The sequence below is a fragment of the Bartonella sp. AP30XZML genome (assembly GCF_042195945.1).
Lineage (GTDB): Bacteria > Pseudomonadota > Alphaproteobacteria > Rhizobiales > Rhizobiaceae > Bartonella.
On sequence record NZ_JBHIPJ010000118.1, the window covers coordinates 145,881 to 167,651 of the forward strand.

Here is a 21,771-nt window from a genome sequence, read left to right on the forward strand (position 1 = left end):
AATAAGCTAACAATTATAAATTGTGTTGCAAATTATAGATACACTCCGTTTAAAAGAAAAACATTGAAAAAATAAGAGAGGTTTTATTATAAAACTTTTTTACTGTTGTAGCTTGCTTTAAAGCAAGCTTTGCTGTTTTTTCTACATTTAGAAACTAAAATGATATTCCTCCAATACTTTAACTGCTTGAAGAGTTTATAAATGCACAACGTTAGTGCTTATATAAGGCTATAATTTCAATATGCAAAAAAACAGATGAAAAGCAAAATGACATTCCTCTTTCTTTTAACCGCTAAAATAGAAAAATACGACATATAACTCTGATAAATATTTTTACAAAAATATCTTTTAATATACATTTTAATACTTTGATTTATAATCATAATTTGTTATTTTACATCTTAAACAAAAGATAAGATGTAATTTGCTTATTGCAAATTTTCTTTATATTTATGATGAATCAATCAAAAGCGCTTGTTGTACGTCATAAGAGATATTGGTATATGCATAAAAACTCTTAAGATAAGCAATAAAAATACCTCTACACTTTCAAGTGAAAAGATTGTCAGCAACATGAGAAGCTGAAAAATAGAATGATAATGCCGGCTTATAGCTTTAGTAAATACTTATACCTTTATTAATAACGGTAGTGTGGATTTTATACCATTCATAAGAGGTACTTTATACCATTTCACAAGCAATCTTATGAAATAGACTCAAGCGCACACTGAGAAATGTTGCTTTAAAACAAGTACATAAACTTGCAATACAATAATGTTATATTTTGGAGTATTCTGTTCGCGGAGCTATTCGTTATAAGAAAAGTGATCTCATTCAAGACACAATAAACAAAAATCTAAAATAATAGGTAATTTTTATTATTAAAAAATATTGCTTTAAATGCGTTTGACAATAAAATCGATGTCTTATGAATTCTCCGCTTAACGCTTTTGTTTATCACGTTCTTTAATGGAATCATGTCCTTCACATAAAAACAGAATGCCATTGTGTTGCAAATTCACGTGCTTGTTTTAAAGAAACCTCTCTCAAAGTCTTCCCCAAGCCCATTTCGCGATAACGTCCGTGAATTGTATAATGATAAATCCATTAAGCTGCCCTATCTTTACGCTTATGGAGTAACAAGCCGGCACCATTCACACTATTCTGCCAGTCCCTAATGTTGCGACAGCTCTTAGTTCTCGAGATGATTCATAAGAGGCATTTTTAGTCATTTCTTAATAGTTTTATCCACACAGAATTCTCCGCTTGTAGCATGCAAGCCGAATGGTTTTGATTGATTCAATACGAAAGAGATTAGTAATGAGAGAATCATATAATATTCAAAGTTCTAATTCAAGTTGAATAACAATAAATTATCTTTATAAATCAATATATTGCACACACTCCATTCTTTAGGCAACAGCACGATATGGGCTTGAAAACAAGGTAAGGTATTTCTCTAAAATAAATATATAGCAGCAAAATAACATACTATCTTTCGTGAAGATTTTTTCCCTTTAGAGAATAGCATAAACAAAAAATCGAATATTTCAGATATATCTCTTCACGCCTCAACAAAAAGCTTCTTCTTTTATAGGATTTCTAGTCTATCTCTTCTTCCTCAGATTTAGAAATGAGAGACAAAAAACGAAGAAATTGTTTTTTTAAATTCAATCTTTAATAATCTCTTTCATAAAAGAGACCTATACTAGAATTTTGTTCATTTCCTATGGCACCTTTAGCTTTGAGATGACGCGAAATATCTAAATTAATTGTCCCTTTCGTCGTTCCATCAGACCCTGCTTCAAAGCCCAAATAAATATTATTGTGTATGTAGCGTCCAATACGTAAGCCTGTATTCCCCTTCTCATTAACGATAACATCAAGATCATCAAGTCCAATTTTAGTTCGTAAAGTATTCAACAAAGATGTATTAGAACTACCTGCAAGATCAGCCGCTGCTGCTGCAAGTTGAGCAATCTGAAATGGTGATAATTCATTAAGAGAGCGATTAAAAATCAAACGCGCCAAAATCTCATCCTGAGGCAAATTTGGTTGTGATGAAAAATTAATATCAAGATTATCAACCGTCCCACTTACAGTTACAGTGACGCGAATATCACCACTGTTATTGTTGGTTACAAAATAAACCGTAGGATTAAGATTACCACTAAAACTCGCTTGTCCTTGATCAAAATTAAGACGTTGCGACAGGATATCAAAACGTCCACGAATCATTCTAAATTCACCAACTGGATGCACATCATTCAATGGACCTGCTAGATTAATGCGTCCTCCCAGTTCAGCATCTAAGCCTTTTCCGCGTACAAAAAATTGATTGCGTGCTGTAATACGCATATTTGATAGCACGACAGATGAAGATTCTTGTGTAACTATACGGCTTTTGCTTTTGTTCGTGTTCTTAACATCAGCACGTTCAAGTGTTGTTTGAATCGATTTAGTTAAATTCTTATTTCTAACATCAAGAAACTTGGCACTTTTAAAATGATCAGGAACAAAAACTTCAGCTTTTTCAACGATGATATCACCACCAAGAACAAGACTATTTAAAAAATGACCTGTCATTGTCATCTCACCTGATAATGTTGCCAGAATCATAGAACCATCATTATAATTGGCATTATCAAGATGAAATATCAAATCTGTCTCTAGACCATTAGAGATACGACCTGAAGCAGAAATTCCTCCCCCCTCAAACGAAGAAGCTGAAGCTTTTTCTATAAGGATATGATCACCTTTCAATTTGCCTTCAATCGTTATATTATTCAATCCTACATTTGTTTGTGAATCAAAAAAGCTACCGTCGCCTATAGAAATATTTCCTATCAATTGTGGCTTTGATAATGACCCATTAAGAGCTGTATCAATTCTTGCTGTACCCGTTATATGTGCACCACGCTTAGCTAATAAGAGATTAACAAAATCAAGAGGCATTATCCCTTTAACGTTTAATTTTGCCTCTGAACCATTAAGAGATAAAGGCCCATGGATGGAAAGATCTAATCCTTTATCTCCAGTAGCTATCATATTTTCAATATGAAATGTCGATTTTTTATAAGAACCACGAGCATTTATATTGATTGACATCGGTCCTTTATGCGTCATAGCGGTTAAATTTTGACTAGAAAGCTCAAAATGAGCAGATGGATCCTTCATTGTTCCATCAATATCAACTTTACCTATTACTGTCCCATCAAGCGCTTGTCCTGCAATAAAACCATTCGCCAAACGTGCAGATAAATTTTGCAAATTAATATGAAGATCAAGCGCATTTTTCTCTAGAGATACACGCCCCTGAGCTTGTGCTTGTATTCCTTCTCCTGTTAAATTTGCATTCAAAGTAAGATTTTGATCTACAGTGTTTCCCGTAGCAGAAAAAGAAAAAGGCATAATTTTTTTATCTTGAAAAGCAACGGTTGTCAGTCCCTCACCTTTTATATCGTAAGTTATATCAGGTTTTTTTAAATGACCACGAATCATAACCTGCCCTGTTACACTCCCTGCTGCTCCAAGATCGGATTTCCACAAATTGACTAAAGTAGCAGGAAGGGCATTCATTGTAAGTTGTAAATTCAGGGTATCTTGAATATTTCCTGCTAAGATGATGTTGCCCCCATTTATTGCAATTCCTAATTCATTGATTGTCATTCCATCTTTATCAAAAGAAATTATAGATGGCTTCGGCAATGTTGCATGAAAAGTGTGTTGTTTTAAGTCCACAGCTTCAATTTGCACTTCTCGTTTTATACTTTCTGGAAGTTCCTCAACCATTAAACGACCAGAAAGCCTTGCATTGAGAGTATCATGCAACATCGCTTGGACAGTAAAAACCGTTTGTCCATTATTCCTATCGGCGTGAGCATTTAAACGATTGACCATTACCAAAGGTGTTTGAATATGTTCTGCATTGATAACTCCTTCAAACTGAGTCATGCCAAAAGGGTCGAATATGTCAGCATCTATTGCCAATTTTTTTATTTTATTCTTGGAAAAATTCAAATGGTTAACATGCGCCTTCACATTGGTTTTTTGTCTGCCATTTTGTTCATCAAAAATAAAATCTCCTTTTACTTTTCCACTACCATCCTGCAAAAATAACGCTGAAAGTACGGAAATATCATCGGCATCAATATGCAGCGCTCCTTTCAAAAAACCGCCAAGTTGTTGAGAAAGATCACCCGTTATTTTTGCACTTCCCCCTCTAATATCGATATTTTCAAGTTTTCGAATTTTATGAGAATCTTTAAAAGAGGCCGATAAATGCAAAGGTTTCTTAGCAAAAATTCCTTCACCTTTTACCCCCCCCGTTAAAGCAGTAACTGGTGCTGTATTATCTACAAGTACATCTATGTTAAATGTTGTGTTTTGAAGTTTCTTCCCTACGATTAATGCTTCAGCAATATGGGCACGTGTATTTAGTTTTATATGGCTATTGCGCCCTCTCGCCGTACTTTCAATCGTAAGCGCACCGCTTATCTTTGGATCTAATTTGGACAAATCAGATATTTCAGCAGATAGATCCATTTTAGCGCTTTCATCTGAAAAATAACCATTAGCCTTTATGTTTGTATATTGATTTTTCAAATTAAAATGACGAAAAATGAAACCCTTCGTATTTCGAGTAGCACCACCTGAAAGAGTGATGTTTCCTTTGAATAAACGATCAAAAGACTGCACGCCTATTTTCATATCGTCAGCCATTCCTGATAATTGGAGATCAAAAATGCCACTCAATAAATTGATCGTTCCTTTGGCTTTAATATCTGCACTACCAGAAAGTGATTGTTTACTGAACACTTCCAAAGGAGTTAATGTTTGAGCTTTTAAACCGAGATCGCCTTTAAAAACAAAATTCTCCATTGTCCCTTTTAACCAAGAAGAAAAACTCTGAGCCGTAACACTCAGATCATGAATCAAAATTGGTTTGTTCGAAACAATATCCGTATCTAAATGCACATGAACCGCTTGGCTTAAATTTTCTACTAACGCTCCCTTAATCTTTTTAACCCCTTGAAGCGTCCCTTTAACCTGAACACCAACATGACGAGAAGCTGCATTATCAAGATTTTCGCTTACTCCTCCCATATCAAAAATTGCATCGCGAATATAAATATTTTTATTGCTTAAATGATTTACAACCAACCGCCCATTCCAAGATTGTTGACCTTCGCGACCATAGTCAATGTTCAAAGCAAGAGTATTCGCAGGTTTTGGCACTTCTGATATAGGTAAATGAACAGACTCCTTTTCGTTATCAAGAGCCATTTTGCCATCAACAAAAAGCCGTCGCAAGAATCCATCGGCGGTTATTTCAGCATTGGCTATAACATTCATTGCTTTGTTCTGAATAACCATCTGATCAAGGTGTGTCACACCTTCTTTTGTTCTTCTTGCCTTTGCTTTTAATGTTATATCAGATTCGAAGAGACTACGATATTGAACAGGTATTAAAGGGCTCAGTGTTCCCTCTAATTTCGTAGAAAAACTCTGTCCTTCTGGAACACTTGCAAGAATAACATTACCATCTAAAATAGAATGATGATCGGACTCTAAAGAAAGTTTGATAACCAAATCATCAAAAGTACCATCACCTTTCACGACGAGACTTAATGCTGGACGTTGTTCAATGTTAAAAATATTCGCCAAAATACCATTTTGTGGTTCGTTAGCAGAAATATCAATTTGAGCTGTACGATTACTATCAGATATCTTGGTGAGAACAGAAAAAGAACCCGGTGCATCTAAACGATGCGCCGCTATATCGACATCAAAATTACCACCAGCCAAGGTGAAATTGCCTTTTAAGGACATATCAGCAGAAAAACCAAAAAGATTCTGTTCAAATGTCACATGTTGAGCTGTAAGCGTATTGATAGAAAGAGCAAGCGGCAATTTTGGTAAAGAGAACTTACCCGTCTCAAGGGAAGAAACAAAAGAAGAATTGCCTTGCGGTTTGCGTAAAAATGTAACCTGTTCTGCCGAAAGCTGGTTAATATCCATCCGCCCTCTCAGCAACGCTAGACGATTCCAATCCATTTTAGCATTGGTAATTTTAAGCCAAATCCCTTTTTTATCACTGACAGTAATAGTATCAATTGATGTTTGAGAAGACAGTGTCCCTTGCATATTGTGTAAACGAACTTGACGATTAGGTGTTGAAAGCTTTCGTTCAATTAAAGAAACAAACCATGAGCGATCATCTGTTTTCATTTCGCTAGAGGGAAGAATGTCTCCTCTTTGCGCAAAAACAAAACCACCCACCCAAAAAAACAAAAATACAAAGAAGAAAGCTGATAAACGTACACCTTTTTTCATTAAAATGCTTGCCCTATACCTACATAAAAACCAATGCGAGGGTCACCCTTCTCTCTCTTTAAAGGAAAGGCTAAATCAACGCGTAAAGGACCAAGACCCGTCATATAACGACCTCCTATACCGGCTCCCCATTTAATTTTTTGAGAAAAATCAAAATTCGCCTTTTCCCCTACTAAACCTCCATCAAGAAAACTGACAAACCCTATTTTATCATTTAAAGAAACACGCAATTCTGCTGACCCCTCAATAAGCGCCCGTCCACCAACAACCCCATCATTTTCTGTTTTGATACCAATATTACGGTAAGCATAACCACGAACAGAGCCCCCACCACCAGCAAAAAAAAGCGTATTTGCGGGTACTTGTGCTGTATCATTCCCAAGAATTGTACCAAGCTTTGCCCGCGCAGCAACAACAAAACGATCCCCTTCATCCAACGCCCAATAAGAACGACCTTCTGCTGTTACTTTTGCAACAAAGTTGCTAAAACGCATCTCATAAAAAGGCTCAATGAAAACTTCACCATATAAACCTTTTGTTGCATTAAACTTATTATTACGACTATCGTAAATCAAACCGCTAGGGAAACCGATTGTTGTAAAATTACGGCTCCCAAAATAGATATCGCGTGAATAACCATTTGAAACTTCTACAGCAGCCTGTCCCGATAGATTACCATTAAAAATATGCGTAATACCTAATTTTCCTTTGATGGCTTTTGTCGTATAATTTTCTAAAACATCTTGTTGTATTTTTAATTCTGACCTGAAATCTGTATCTGGCGTGAGTACACCGGGCTTTATAAATGTGCCACCGAAAAGATAATCAAAATTTTTAAAATTATATGATTGCTTTTTATTGCTACCAACACCACTTATTTTTGTTTCAATTTTAAGAGTCTCTGCATGACCAAAAAGATTGTTATGCATCCAATAAGTCTCAAAACCAGCACCGTCTAAAGTTGAATAGCTACCGCCTACACCAAAACGACGCGGTTTACGTTCTTGTACAACAAGTGCAAGCGGTAAACTACCATCTAGATTAATAGTATCAGCCTCACGTATATTGATAGCACGAAAAACACCAAGGCGCGCAAGACGTTCATTTGCCTTAGCTAACGCATCAGAATCGTATATCTGCCCTGGTTTCAATCCGGTCATCCACGCGATATAAGCTGAATCTACACGTGGTTTCTTACTTATATTACGCACACTTAAAAGACCATAATAAGCCTTTTGTCCAGGAGCAACAACAATCCGTCCTTCAACACGCAACGCAGCATGGTCAGCCACGACCTCACTCTTCATAATTTTAGCTTTAGCATAACCTTGTTGCCGCCATCCTTCTATCGCCCATTTTTCTGCTTTCAAAATGGTTTCAGATTTAGCAATAGCCCCAACTTTATAGCCCAATTCTTCAATTGTGGGCATTTTATGCGCTTTACGTTTTTCAAACGGAGCTACTTTATCAATATTTGCAATACTAAAAACATATTGTGGACCAGCATTAATTGTAATAACAATATTAGACCGTGCTGGAAGTTGAGTTACCGGACTTAAATCAGCGACTTCTAAGCCATTAATTTTAATACTAATAACACCACCATAGCGTCCATCAGCATAAAGAGCAGAAAGAATTGCTCGATAATCTGAACGCGCCTTGGCGAGCAAACCAGAAGAACTGGCGGATGCTTTCTCTTTATCAGCAACAAGAGAAGAAACAGATTTAACTATTTTTATACCTTCTAATGGTGCACCTGGCGGTGCAACAACATCAACTTTATAAAATTTCTCTGTACTTTTGGCATAATGTGAAGAAGAATTTGTTTTCTTTTGACCAAAAAGAGGGATGCCGAAAAAATCAAATGCAGCAAGTGGCTGTGGAAAAGAAAAAGCAAAACACAAGCCTATAAATACACAGCGCACAGTCCCTGATTTTAACAAAATTCTTGTCTGGTATACCATAAAATCAGATACCTTATAATACACTTTGCATCTACTACGCTTTAAATAATATAAAAATAAGAAAGGTAAATATAATTACTTTGCACATTTTACACGTTTTATCACATCAAATAACACTCTGCGATACATAACGTTATCCTCCCCTTATATTTTCATAAAATTCTGCACTGTTGTATAACACGAACAGCCTCATTCTTTTTTTCTTAACATATTTATTTAGCTTATTATAAATGTTTTATTGCGTCCCATATCATCATGGTTAAATTTGTACAAATGACTTTCCATGGGAATGCTAAAAAACTGCCCACGTATATAGTTCTCTCTATAAAAAAAGCTATAGAGATGCTTCTTGATTTTTATAAATAGATATGATTGTCTCTACCAAGTCTAAAGGGGGAAAATAAATAAATGATCGCACGTATTACAACTGTTGCTTTTCGCGGTCTAGAAGCAGTACCTGTCGATGTACAGGTTATGATTTCGTCTGGTAAAATAGGAATGGCTATTGTTGGATTAGCTGATAAGGCAGTTGCAGAAAGCCGTGAACGTGTACAAGCAGCCCTCCACGCTTGTGGACTTTCTATGCCTACTAAACGAATTACGATTAATCTTGCACCAGCTGATTTGCCTAAAGAGGGATCGCATTATGATTTGCCAATCGCTGTAGGCTTAATGCTTGCTATGGGAATCCTCCCTCCCGAAGTAGCTCAAGACTATATCATTTTAGGAGAATTATCACTGGATGGTTCACTTACCGCTGTTAATGGTGTTTTACCAGCTGCCATGACAGCTTTATCACTCGATAAAGGACTGATTTGTCCCTTCCAATGTGGACCTGAAGCAGCATGGGCAAATGCAGAAATAAATATTCTTGCCCCAGAGACTCTGCTCACTATAGTCAACCATTTCAAAGGAACCCAAATTCAAAAACGTCCACAACCGCGCCAATATACTATCGAAACTGGACTTCCAGATCTTTGCGAAATCAAAGGACAAAAAACAGCCAAACGTGCCTTAGAAGTTTGTGCTGCTGGACGCCATAACCTTTTGTTTGTAGGTCCCCCTGGTGCTGGAAAATCTATGCTAGCGCAACGCTTACCTTCCATTTTGCCACCTCTTGATAGCCGTGAGCTTTTAGATGTCTCTCTGATTGCTTCTATTACAGGAGAAACGGTTCATAATACCATTTCACTTCATTGCCCCTTTCGTTCCCCACATCATTCTGCTTCCATGGCCGCAATGATTGGTGGAGGGCTTAAAGGACGACCAGGAGAGATCTCCCTTGCTCATAATGGTGTGTTATTCCTTGATGAATTGCCTGAATTTTCTCCACAGGTTCTTGATTCTCTTCGTCAACCTTTAGAAAGTGGGGTGTCAGTTATCGCCCGCGCTAATCACCATATTAGCTATCCTGCTCGCTTCCAACTTATTGCCGCAATGAATCCTTGCCGTTGTGGTATGGCAGGCGAAAAAGACCATGTTTGCCCTAAAGGGATACGCTGTCAAATCGATTATCAGTCCCGTATTTCTGGTCCTCTGCTTGACCGAATTGATTTACGGATTGATGTCCCTGCTTTGACGGCTATGGACCTTATGCAACCAGAACAATCAGAAAAAAGCTGTGACGTTGCCAAACGCGTCGCACGGTGCCGTACCATTCAAGCTAAACGTTTTTCAACAATGGGGTTTGATCATATTCGTACCAATGGCGATTGCCCTGCCAAAATTATAGAACAGATTGCCATTCCTGATAAAAGTGCGACCATACTCTTACGAGATGTGAGTGAAAAAATGCACCTCTCTGCACGCGCTTATCATCGCATTCTCAAAGTTGCACGCACAATTGCTGATCTTGACGGATCAGATACTCTTTCACGCTATCATCTCGCAGAAGCTATTTCCTATCGACTAGGCGCAGAAAGATTAACAGCCCTTAATTAAAAAACTACTCATCAATAAAAACTTATTGGAAAATAACGCAAATAAAGTTCTGTAAGTTTACCATCCTCTTCTAGAGATTTCAGCGCATAATTGAGTATATCAACCAATTTTTCATTCTTTTTTGCAACAGCAAGCTGCATTCCTTGCCCCAATAACTGTGGCGCCATATATGCCCCCCCAACAAAATGGCAGCAATCAACAGATTTTTGTTTTTTGAACCATAATGATAAAGCAAATCCATCATCAAAAATAAGGTCAATTTTACGCTCTTGTAATGCTTTATAGAGCTCTTCTCTCTTTTTAAACCCTTGCCATTTGGCTTTAGGAAAATAATGTTGAAAGAGTTTTTCGTGAACACTTTTAGACAAAACACCACTGGTTAAATGTATCAATTGATCGCTTATTGGCTCATCGAGATTTAAACGTCGAGAAGCAACAAATCGCGCTGGAAAGCGCAAATATGACTTTGTAAAAACAAGATCTTGCTGGGTTTTACTTGTTTCTTTTAAACCCGCAATAATGACTTCTGCACCACCATTTTTAACATGTTCTACAAGCTCTTTCCAAGGAATCACTTCTATTTCACAAAGCTTCTCTAATTTTAATTTTGAGCAAATAGCGCGCAATAAATCGATATTATAACCTGCAAGATACCCCGATTGATCAATAAAATTAAAAGGAGGAAAATCAAAACTTGTTACAAAACGCAAACGAAAGATATCCGTTGTATCAGATTGTACCAAATGTTCATGCGAATCAAAAAAAGAAGGCAGCCTTTCAGCTTCTGCGTAAGAGGAAAATAGAATCCCCCCTGCTACAAATAAAATACGAATAAAAATATTGTATGGATTATTGAATAAAAAGTACTGTAAACGCAATTGAAGATGTTTCACATATATAGATTTTTTTATTTTCAAAATCTCTCCCCCATTTTTCAAAACTAAGATGCAACACTTCTTAACTATTATCTAACGCACTTCACCAAAATATCTGGCGTTTAATAAATAAAATTCTTGCTATTTTTGAAACCATTGAAAATGCTTAGATTTCTGATGTTAATTTTCCAAAATGAATATATAAAAAGTAATTTTAGAGAAAAGCGATTTAATTTTTTAATATAAGAAATAAGCTGTATATACTTTAGTGGTACACTTTATTTTATCAAAATATCCCGCGTACCTTAAAATATTAAGACCATTTCCTTGCGTATCACAACCTGGGAAGTATATAGATACTATTGAAGAAAAGAGTAAAAACACCCCTCAAATGCCGAGGGTTTTCTCAACATTAAGGTTGCACCAACATTTAAGAGCTGAAAAATAAAATGATGATTCTGATTTGCACTTTATTGTCACGATGGGAAAGATGGGGGACATAAATCTTGTAGTATTCACAGGGTATTTTGCGTTATACTATTCAAATATCGTTGTAAAATGAGTTTGGGAACATTGAGAGATGCTCCTTAAAAAAGTGCGTGAATAAACAGTACAATGGCGTTTTGTTTTGAATGAGCGATGCAACCTCACGAGAATACAAGAAACAAAAGCGTAAGATAATGCGTCATTACCCTCCTTATTCAAAAACATCACCGTAAGACGTTTTTTTTAAATTGTAAAGTTGAATATAAAGATGATCGTGGAAACATGTTTTTACATTTACGCATTTATATTTTCCTCAAATAAAGCTTTTTTCACATTTTAAAGATGACACAAACCAATATACATAATATTTTCGCCTCAATCTAACATACAAAAGTTTGAACTGCTTAGAGAGCTCGCAACCTTTGTTTTAAATATATGGTAGAATTAGGATTGAAAAATTGATTTATGGATAAAACAAGTGAGACCTTTATTAGTGTAACACAAAATGCATAACTAATTCTGAAACAGAACGTATATGCAAAAATAAACAAAGTAAATAGCATCGTTTATGAAACAGCTTTTTGTATAAGTCATAAGTGTTTATTCGCCTTATATCACCGCCCTAGTGTTTTACAGCATAACAGTACACTATCATTTTATCATTCTCTCCATTATATATCGACAGATATTGAATCTAGATCTGATATACGGTAAATATTTAATGTGGTTATTCCATAAATAACTGATCAGAACATTGAGCTTTAAAAAAAGCGGATAAAATATTGTAAATTGAACACAGGAATGGACTAACTTATGAGTGATGAAATAACCTCACCAGCACAAAGCAATAACTATGATGCCGCTTCTATCAAAGTTCTCAAAGGTCTTGATGCTGTACGCAAACGTCCTGGTATGTATATTGGTGATACTGATGATGGATCGGGGTTACATCATATGGTCTATGAAGTTGTAGACAATGCTATCGATGAAGCTTTAGCCGGTCATGCAACTCTTGTAAACGTCACACTCCATGCTGATGGTTCTTGTTCTGTTCGTGATAATGGACGTGGAATTCCGACAGATATCCATCCAACAGAAGGTATTTCTGCAGCTGAAGTTATTATGACACAGCTTCATGCCGGCGGAAAGTTTGATCAAAACTCTTATAAAGTTTCAGGCGGATTACACGGTGTTGGCGTCTCTGTTGTGAATGCATTATCCGTTTGGCTTAAATTGCAAATCAAACGCAATGGTAAAATTCATGAAATATCATTTACCCATGGGGTAGCTGATGCTCCATTAAAAGTTGTTGGCGATTGCGATCAAGAAAGTGGAACAGAAATTAGATTTTTACCAAGCTCTGAAACCTTTACTATGGTTGAGTTTGATTTTGAAATTTTGGAGCGCCGCTTACGGGAATTAGCCTTTCTAAATTCTGGGGTTTATATTCTTCTTGTTGACGAGCGTCATGCTGATATTAAATCCGTTGAATTGCATTATGAAGGTGGATTAATAGAGTTTGTGAAATATATTGATCAATCAAAAAAAGCTCTGCTTGATACTCCTATTTATATTGCAAGTGAAAAGGATGGTATGAGCGTTGATGTTGCCCTATGGTGGAATGATTCCTATCATGAGAAGGTCTTGTGTTTTACCAATAATATCCCTCAGCGTGACGGTGGAACTCATTTGATAGGTTTCAGAAGTGCCCTTACACGCCAAATTAATGGCTATGCTGAATCTTCAGGTATTACTAAAAAAGAAAAAGTGAACTTAACCGGTGATGACTGCCGTGAAGGATTAACAGCTATTCTTTCTGTCAAAGTTCCTGATCCAAAATTTTCTTCACAAACAAAGGATAAGTTAGTCTCTTCTGAAGTGCGCCCTATTGTTGAAAGTTTGGTCAATGAAGGTCTTTCAATATGGCTGGAAGAACATCCTCATGAAGCAAAACTTCTCATTAGTAAAGTGGTAGAAGCTGCAACAGCACGTGAAGCAGCACGCAAAGCACGTGAACTAACAAGACGAAAAGGGGCGCTTGATATCACTTCTCTACCAGGAAAGCTTGCCGATTGCCAAGAACGAGATCCCGCAAAATCAGAAATCTTTATTGTCGAGGGGGATTCGGCTGGCGGTTCAGCAAAAAGTGGGCGCTCACGTCAAAATCAAGCAATTTTACCCCTTCGTGGTAAAATCCTCAATGTTGAACGAGCACGTTTCGACCGCATGCTCTCATCTGATATGATTGGAACACTTATTACAGCTCTTGGAACGTCTATCGGGAAGGATGAATTTTCACCGGATAAATTACGTTATCATAAGATTATTATCATGACGGATGCGGACGTTGATGGAGCCCATATTCGTACTCTGCTGCTCACTTTCTTTTTTAGACAAATGCCCGAGTTGATTGAACGTGGACATCTTTATATTGCTCAGCCTCCTCTTTATAAAGTGTCGCGTGGAAAATCTTCCCAATATATTAAAAATGAAGCAGCGTTTGAAGAATTCTTGATCGATACTGGATTAGAAGAAACAACGCTTGAGCTTTCAACGGGAGAAGTTCGTGCAGGGGCTGATTTGTATCAACTCGCTAAAGATGCTCGTATATTACGTCAACTTTTAAATGGTCTTCATACCCGTTATGACCGTAATATTGTTGAACAAGCAGCAATTGCTGGCGCTTTTAATCTTGAAGTCTTTGCAACACAAGAAAAAGCGCAAAAAATAGCAGATACTACAGCACACCGCCTTAATCTGATTGCTGATGATATGGAACAAGGTTGGAGTGGACAATATACAGCAGATGGAAGTTTATGTTTTGAGCGTATTTTGCGTGGTGTTAAAGATGTTGTTACGCTTGATGTGGGACTTATAAATTCAACTGACGCACGCCAAATTGATCGCATTTCCCAAAATTTTATCGACATATATCATCCTCCTGTTCTTTTACGTCGCAAAGATAAAACAGAGCGTATTTTTGGTCCTATGAGCCTTTTAGAGAGCATTTTTACAAACGGTAAAAAAGGTGTTACTCTTCAACGTTATAAAGGTCTTGGGGAAATGAATGCTGAACAACTTTGGGAAACAACGCTTGATCCCAATGCACGTTCTCTTTTACAAGTAAAAATTAATGATGCAACCGATGCAGATTCACTCTTTTCTCGTCTCATGGGTGATGAAGTTGAACCTAGACGTATTTTTATTCAAGACAATGCCTTAAGCGTTGCCAATCTTGATATCTAAAGGTACTCTTCTGTTTTTGGCTGTGTAAACGTCGTAGTTTTATACGTTGTTTTTTCGTAGTTGAACATTCCCTCTCTATTTCATTTACGATAAAAGAAAAATAAGGAAGATCATATACATGGCAATTGAAACAGAACGTGTAGGAACCAAGGGTGGCATGGAGCACTCTTTTGGTTTTACAAGAGTAGATGAAACACAAAAACAATTCATGGTGGATGGTGTGTTTCATTCTGTTGCTGAAAATTATGACAAGATGAATGATATCTTATCCTTAGGGCTACACCGTGTGTGGAAAAATTCCATGATTGCTTGGCTTTCCCCACCAGCACTTTCTCATTGGAAAGTTCTTGATGTCGCTGGCGGTACAGGTGATATTGCTTTTCGTATTCTTAATGCTTCACGCCAAAAAGCCCATGCTACGGTGCTTGATATTAATGGCTCAATGCTCAGCGTTGGCAAAAAACGCGCACAAAAAAATGGTCTTGCCCCTCTGATTGATTTTGTTGAAGCCAATGCAGAAAATCTACCTTTTGAAGATCGAAGCTTTGACGCTTACACGATTGCTTTTGGAATTCGCAATGTTCCTCATATTGATCAAGCTCTTAGAGAAGCTTTTCGTGTTTTAAAGCCCGGTGGACGTTTCTTATGTTTAGAATTTTCAAATGTCGAGATGCCTTGGCTCGATAAAATTTATGATCTTTGGTCTTTCCATGCTATCCCTAAGCTGGGTCAATTTATCGCAAATGATGGCGATGCTTATCGTTATTTGGTTGAATCTATCCGCAAATTTCCTAAGCAAGATGATTTTTCCCATATGATCAAGCATGCGGGGTTTTCGCGGGTATCGTACCGCAATCTCACCGGTGCGATTGCAGCGCTGCATTCAGGTTGGAAAATTTAAAAATGGTGCAAATTTCCCCTTACTTTCAATTGATGCGTGCAGGATGGGTTTTAACACGTGAAGGTGTTTTAAGTGCTCTTCCTCATGATGATCTTCAAGGATTTCCAGCGCTATGTCATCGTATAGCGAGTGCATTAGCACGACGCAAAACAAAAAAGAAACAGCGATCTGAAAATATTTCATATGCCATTAATAAGCTTGGACCCTCTTACATAAAACTTGGTCAATTTCTTGCAACAAGGCCTGATATTGTCGGCCGTGATATTGCGGAAGATTTGTCACAACTACAAGATCGTGTCCAAACATTTTCTTGCACCGCCGCTATTGCTCAAATTGAAAGTTCTCTTGGTCGCTCTATTGATGATTTATTCGTAAATTTTTATCCCCCCATTGCCGCCGCTTCTATTGCTCAAGTTCATCCAGCTGAATACAGTGATGAAACTGGCCATAAGAAAAAATGTGCTGTAAAAGTTATTCGTCCCAATATCAGAGCACGTTTTTCTAAAGATCTTAGAGGATTCTATCTCATTGCTCATTTGCAAGAGCGCTATATCCCTGCCTCTCGAAGGCTTCGTCCTGTTTGTGTGGTGGATACTTTAGCACAAATAACACGACTTGAAATGGATTTACGCTTAGAAGCAGCAGCTATATCTGAAATGGCTGAAAATATTCAACATGATACAGGCTTTCGGGTTCCACGTATTGACTGGGAACGGACAGGACGTAATGTTCTTACAATGGAATGGATTGATGGTATAAGAATATCCGAAACTTCCAAACTCAAAGAAGCAGGATTTGATTTGAAGGCGCTTGCTATTACGCTTATTCAATCTTTTCTTCGTCATACACTGCGTGATGGTTTTTTTCACGCCGATATGCATCCTGGTAATTTATTTGTAGATGAAAAAGGATGTATTGTCGCTGTTGATCTAGGTATTACAGGACGGCTTGGAAAAAAAGAAAAGCATTTCCTTGCTGAAATTCTTTACGGCTTTATTACCCGCGATTACCATCGAGTTGCACGTGCCCATTTTGAGGCAGGCTATGTTCCTTCACACCATAATATTGAAAGCTTTGCGCAAGCCAACCGCGCTATTGGCGAACCAATTCACGGACAATCAGCACAAAGCATTTCCATGGCTAAATTGCTCACTTTATTGTTTGAAGTCACTGAATTATTTGACATGCAAACGCGACCTGAACTTTTATTGCTGCAAAAAACGATGGTTGTCGTGGAAGGTGTTGCCCGCACATTAGATCCCACTTTTAATATGTGGAAAGCTTCTGAACCCATTGTCAAAGAATGGATTAGTAAAAATTTAGGACCCGTAGGCGTTGCAAAAGACTTTAGTGAAGGAGCACAAGCTCTCCTTTCGCTGGCACGCAAAACACCACAATTGGTTCAAAATTTCCAACAAATAGAAGAAGATTTTAATCAAATGAGAAAAACAGGTTTTAATCTTTCTCATGCTACCCTCAAACAACTTGCTGTAGAACAAAGTCACAGAAACCGTTATGGTCGTTATAGTCTTTTCATCATTGCACTTTGTTGCGCTTGTCTTACTTTTTACTTTTTTCATCTTTTCTAATCTCCTTAATATGCTAAAAATATCAACAATGAAATCATTGCAATCATTTTATTTCTTGGAGGTATTTTATGGCCAGTATTACCATTCGTAACCTGTCTCCTGAAACCAAAGAAGCTTTGCGCATACGCGCCGCGCAAAATGGTATTTCTATGGAAGAAGAAGTCCGGCGCCTTTTAAGCAATCCCTCTCTTCTCACCACACAACCCCTTCATGCTAGCGCTGTTGAAATGCAATCATTGAAATCAAAATCTCTCCTTCTTATTATTGGTGGAAGTATTGCATCCTATAAAGCACTTGATTTGATTCGCCGTTTACAAGAACGTGGAGCACATTTAAAAGTTGTGATGACAAAAGCAGCGCAAAAATTTATTACGCCTTTAGTCGCTGAAGCTTTAAGCGGTGGTACTGTATATACTGATTTATTTTCACGCGAAGAAGAACACGATATCGGACATATCCGATTAGCACGTGATGCTGACCTGATTATTTTAGCTCCTGCTACAGCCAACCGTATTGCAAAAATAGCCAATGGCATAGGAGATGATCTGGCTAATTGCATTCTTTTAGCGGCACGCTGTCCACTCTTGATTGCACCCGCTATGAATCCGTCCATGTGGACGCATCCAGCCACTATTCGCAATGTTGCACAATTGCGCGCAGATGGCGTTCATATCATCGGACCAGAAATCGGAAATATGGCTGAACGTGACGAGATGGGATATGGACGCATGAGCGAACCTTTAACTATTGTCGCTACCATAGAGAATCTTTTGAATGTGCATGAAAAACCTCTCTCTGACCGCCATTTCATCGTTACCTCTGGCTCTACCCATGAACCAATTGATCCAGTGCGTTATATTGCTAATCGGTCTTCAGGTAAACAAGGTCATGCCATCGCAACCGCTCTTGCACATTTGGGTGCAAAAGTAACACTTATTTGTGGACCTGTTAATCTCGCAGACCCACAAGAAGTAAAAACCATTCATGTTGAAACAGCACAACAGATGTTACAAGCCGTTCAAACCGCATTGCCTGCTGATGGTGCTATCTTTGTTGCCGCTGTTTGTGACTGGCGCAGTCAAACGCAGTCTTTACACAAAATTAAAAAGAATGCTCATAAAATACCACCATCCCTTCATATGGTTGAAAATCCTGACATTTTAGCAACGATTGGACACGCTCCAAACCGCCCCTCATTGGTCATTGGTTTTGCTGCTGAAACATGTGATATCATTGCCAATGCACAAAAAAAATGTGTTGAAAAAGGAGCTGATTTCATTCTTGCTAATGATATTTCTCTTCAACTAGATGGTACAAGTGTCATGGGCGCTGATACAAATCAAGTTTATCTCGTAAGTAGAAAAAAAGTTGAACAATGGCCCCATATGAGTAAACAACACGTAGCGCAAAAATTAGCAAACGTGATTGTATCATTTTTTGCCCCCAAAACACCTACTCCTCATGAGGAAAATATACCCCTTTGCAAATAAGAACTCTTCAAACGCGTTGATATTAAAACACCTTATAAAATAGAACTGACAATAGGTGTCTATCCATCTCAATTAGTATATAATATTTCTGGTTTATAATGATAATATCGCATTGTTCATATTAAATTAGAATCCCAAATATCATAAGATTCTCTCATTCCCAATCTCTCTCATGTTGAATCAATAAAAATCATTTTCTTGCACGTTGTAAACAAGGATAACTGTATGAATACAAAACGTTTCAGAAAGAACTAAAAGCGCTTATAATGGACCGTCTCAAGAACCAAGGGCTTGTCTCGGACAAACACTGAGAATGATGGTGCCAGCGTGCTCTTTTTATTAAGCGTAAAGTTAGTGATGCCCTATAAGTTTTATATTATTCACGAGAGCTTTACCCATATACCATTCACAAACGCTGTTGCGAAATGGGTGTGATGAGCGTTGGGAAATGTTTTTTTAAAAAATCCTATCTCACCCTAGCCTTCATAAAAGTAGGATCTATTGCACCACTGTCTCGCCAGCTTATAAAAAAAACAAGCTATCATTCACTTTGGCTACCATCAATTTTGACAAAGCTCTTGTAATGGATAAAATTTATAAAAAGCATTTTCTTTCTTCAATGTTTTTATCCACATATCGGTCATATTTATGATATGCAAATAAATGATTTTGATTGTTTCATGATGAGAGCAGCTAATGAGAAAATATGAAAACTTTATTTTGAGCTCTTATTCGCTATGAAAAATAATGTATAAATCAATGATATTATAACATCTCAATGCAATTTGAAGCATATCTCACACTGACGCTTATAAAGAGTGTAGACAAAATTCACTGCACCACTGTCTATAAGTTTATGAAACTGAAGCCTTTATTATTTTTCTCAGTGATCGGTCTTTAAAATTAAATGTATGTGTCCTCTCTCCAGAATACCAAGACCACAAAAACTAGAATTTTATCCATGATATCCTCACATTGTGATGTTTCATGAGAAGCATTTTTATTCCTTTATTGAAAGCTTTGTATCCATACATTGGTCTCGCCTATAATGTGTACGTAAATAATTTTTTGATGTTGAATAGAGTCTTTGAAATTAAAGAATATTTCTATATTTGGGATTCTTATTCAAGTTGAAAATGATCAATTCTCTTCGATAAATTAGTGGTGTTATTATCTAAAAATTATTTGATACAGTGCACCACTTGTATGAAAAGTGCTTCAATGAATGCTTACTTCATTGCACTTATAGCTTTTAAAATTCAAAATCTCATCATTTTTAAGCATCCGTGGTTTCTCCCTTTCTTTGCTTCCTCAAAAAACTGCTCTTCTATGGGATCGGACGGTCAATCGCCTAAGCTTATTTTTTCCACTTCTATCATATTAATCATTCTGTTGCCCAAAATTAGAATATCTACGGAGCTACTACGTTACCCCTATTCCATTGAACTCAATATTTTTTTGAAAGCGAGGGGCAAAAGCATGCCGCCAAATAGTAGAAAAGTACAGAATTTTAGGAATTGTGTAAAACAATTAAGCACTTAGATAAACGAAGTTAGATAACTCTACTGAATAAATAGAAGTAAACAACTTTTCTCCCAAATAGTTCTTATTCCTTAATTTTTTACATATATCATATAAACGCAATAATCTACACTATGTACAAAAATACTAAAAATTTCTTCTACAACAGCTACTTTTTAAATTCTTCTTTGTTTTTAAAAATCAAAATTTCTATTTATTCAAACTTTATTTTTAACAAAGAAACCTTAACCGTTTTTTATAATGTTCTTGAAAAAAATCTTGTAATTCAAAGAAAGAAAAAATTACACTGTACATACTTTAAATATATTTCTTGTTTTTTTTGCTTCTTTCCTTAGTTTATTAATCTATGATTTTTACTGCTGCTTATCGTGCTTTACAACGTCTTATGACCTCGCAATATCGTATTATGATACTGAAAGCATTGGGGGTTACTTTTTTCATTCTCACCATTTTATGGTTATGTGTGCACCAACTTTTTGTGTCTTACTTTTGGCCCTGGATTGCTCAATTTCTTCCTGGACTCCCTAGTTGGGCGGGATGGATTGGTTTTAGCATGCTTATCATTTTTAATCTTGGTTTGGCTCTTTTGTTGGCTTTTTTGATTGCACCGATCTCAGCTATGATTGGTGGTTTTTTCATTGACTCTGCTGCTGAAATCATTGAAAAAGAGGATTACCCAAACGAGCCTATTGGACAAGCTTTGCCGTTTCAGCGTTCTCTTATCATTTCCTTTAAATTTGTTATTTTAAGCCTTCTTGGTAATGGAATTGCTTTTATTTTATTCTTCATACCAGGTATTAATTTAATTGCTTTTTATCTTATTAATGGTTATTTGCTCGGTCATGAATATTTCTTGTTTGCGGCTTACCGTTTTCGAACAGAACAAGATGCCCGTGCTTTTTTACATACTCATTACACAACGGTTTTTGGCGCAGGATTATTGATAGCGCTTTTTGTTTCGATTCCAATTCTTAATTTAGCAACACCGCTTTTTGCAGCTGCCTTTATGACATATTTACACAAAATGCTTTCCCAAAAGACCATGGCACGCATTACACAAAAATAGTGTTCCTTGACTTTAAGGTTAATAAAACTTGCCAGCCAAAGAAAACATAATATAAAATTTTATGCTTTATCTTTTATTAAAGCAATATATTGATTTATAATGATAACTTATCGTTTCACAACATGAGTGAAAAACCTAAATATTATGAGGGTTTTTCATTTTAATCCTATTCATATTAGGTCAATTGAAATCGTTTGTTAATATGTCATAAACGGAGGTGGTGTGCGGATAAAAGTACTTTCAAAAAGGCGTGAAATATCTTTATATGAATCCTCTTAATGCAAACATTATCGTCGTATTGAAAACTGAAAAAGAATATGATGGTGTCGCTTTGT

Annotated in this window: 9 protein-coding genes and 1 pseudogene; 6 read left to right on the forward strand and 4 right to left on the reverse strand. The window is 36.7% G+C overall.

The features are described from left to right. Positions 1-944: 944 nt before the first annotated feature. The 3 genes and pseudogenes from ACFIL2_RS09795 to ACFIL2_RS09805 all read right to left on the reverse strand — a co-directional run. Positions 945-1,222 (reverse strand): annotated as a pseudogene (locus ACFIL2_RS09795) (Arm DNA-binding domain-containing protein); the annotation flags it as partial. Positions 1,223-1,677: 455 nt separating this feature from the next. Next, positions 1,678-6,336, reverse strand: coding sequence for a translocation/assembly module TamB domain-containing protein (locus tag ACFIL2_RS09800; RefSeq protein WP_375680119.1), 4,659 nt, complete (start codon positions 6,334-6,336; stop codon positions 1,678-1,680). Then, positions 6,336-8,300: an autotransporter assembly complex family protein gene (locus ACFIL2_RS09805; protein ID WP_375680118.1), complete on the reverse strand. Its 1,965-nt coding sequence runs from the start codon at positions 8,298-8,300 to the stop codon at positions 6,336-6,338. Before ACFIL2_RS09805 ends, ACFIL2_RS09800 begins: the two co-directional genes overlap by 1 nt. A gap of 408 nt (positions 8,301-8,708) precedes the next feature. Between ACFIL2_RS09805 and ACFIL2_RS09810 the strand changes: the two genes are divergently transcribed. Then, positions 8,709-10,241 (forward strand): YifB family Mg chelatase-like AAA ATPase, encoded by a 1,533-nt coding sequence (locus tag ACFIL2_RS09810; RefSeq protein WP_375633666.1) that lies wholly within the window; start codon positions 8,709-8,711, stop codon positions 10,239-10,241. An 11-nt stretch (positions 10,242-10,252) separates the two neighbouring features. On the opposite strand, the gene ACFIL2_RS09815 is transcribed toward ACFIL2_RS09810, so the two are convergent. After that, positions 10,253-11,158, reverse strand: coding sequence for a transporter substrate-binding domain-containing protein (locus ACFIL2_RS09815; protein ID WP_375639493.1), 906 nt, complete (start codon positions 11,156-11,158; stop codon positions 10,253-10,255). A 1,257-nt stretch (positions 11,159-12,415) separates the two neighbouring features. Between ACFIL2_RS09815 and gyrB the strand changes: the two genes are divergently transcribed. The 5 genes from gyrB (at position 12,416) to ACFIL2_RS09840 (ending at position 21,436) form a co-directional block, all read left to right on the forward strand. Next, positions 12,416-14,848 (forward strand): DNA topoisomerase (ATP-hydrolyzing) subunit B, encoded by a 2,433-nt coding sequence (gene gyrB, locus ACFIL2_RS09820; RefSeq protein ID WP_375680117.1) that lies wholly within the window; start codon positions 12,416-12,418, stop codon positions 14,846-14,848. Positions 14,849-14,966: 118 nt separating this feature from the next. Next, complete coding sequence (ubiE, locus tag ACFIL2_RS09825) at positions 14,967-15,749, forward strand: bifunctional demethylmenaquinone methyltransferase/2-methoxy-6-polyprenyl-1,4-benzoquinol methylase UbiE (RefSeq protein ID WP_375617479.1); 783 nt, start codon at positions 14,967-14,969, stop codon at positions 15,747-15,749. Positions 15,750-15,751: 2 nt separating this feature from the next. After that, positions 15,752-17,338 (forward strand): 2-polyprenylphenol 6-hydroxylase, encoded by a 1,587-nt coding sequence (gene ubiB, locus ACFIL2_RS09830; protein ID WP_375633664.1) that lies wholly within the window; start codon positions 15,752-15,754, stop codon positions 17,336-17,338. Between the two features lie 68 nt (positions 17,339-17,406). Beyond that, positions 17,407-18,828 carry a bifunctional phosphopantothenoylcysteine decarboxylase/phosphopantothenate--cysteine ligase CoaBC gene (gene coaBC, locus ACFIL2_RS09835; protein WP_375633663.1) on the forward strand — a complete coding sequence of 474 codons (1,422 nt, stop codon included), beginning with the start codon at positions 17,407-17,409 and terminating at the stop codon, positions 18,826-18,828. A 1,888-nt stretch (positions 18,829-20,716) separates the two neighbouring features. After that, positions 20,717-21,436 carry a sulfate transporter family protein gene (locus tag ACFIL2_RS09840; protein WP_375633662.1) on the forward strand — a complete coding sequence of 240 codons (720 nt, stop codon included), beginning with the start codon at positions 20,717-20,719 and terminating at the stop codon, positions 21,434-21,436. Positions 21,437-21,771 lie beyond the last annotated feature (335 nt).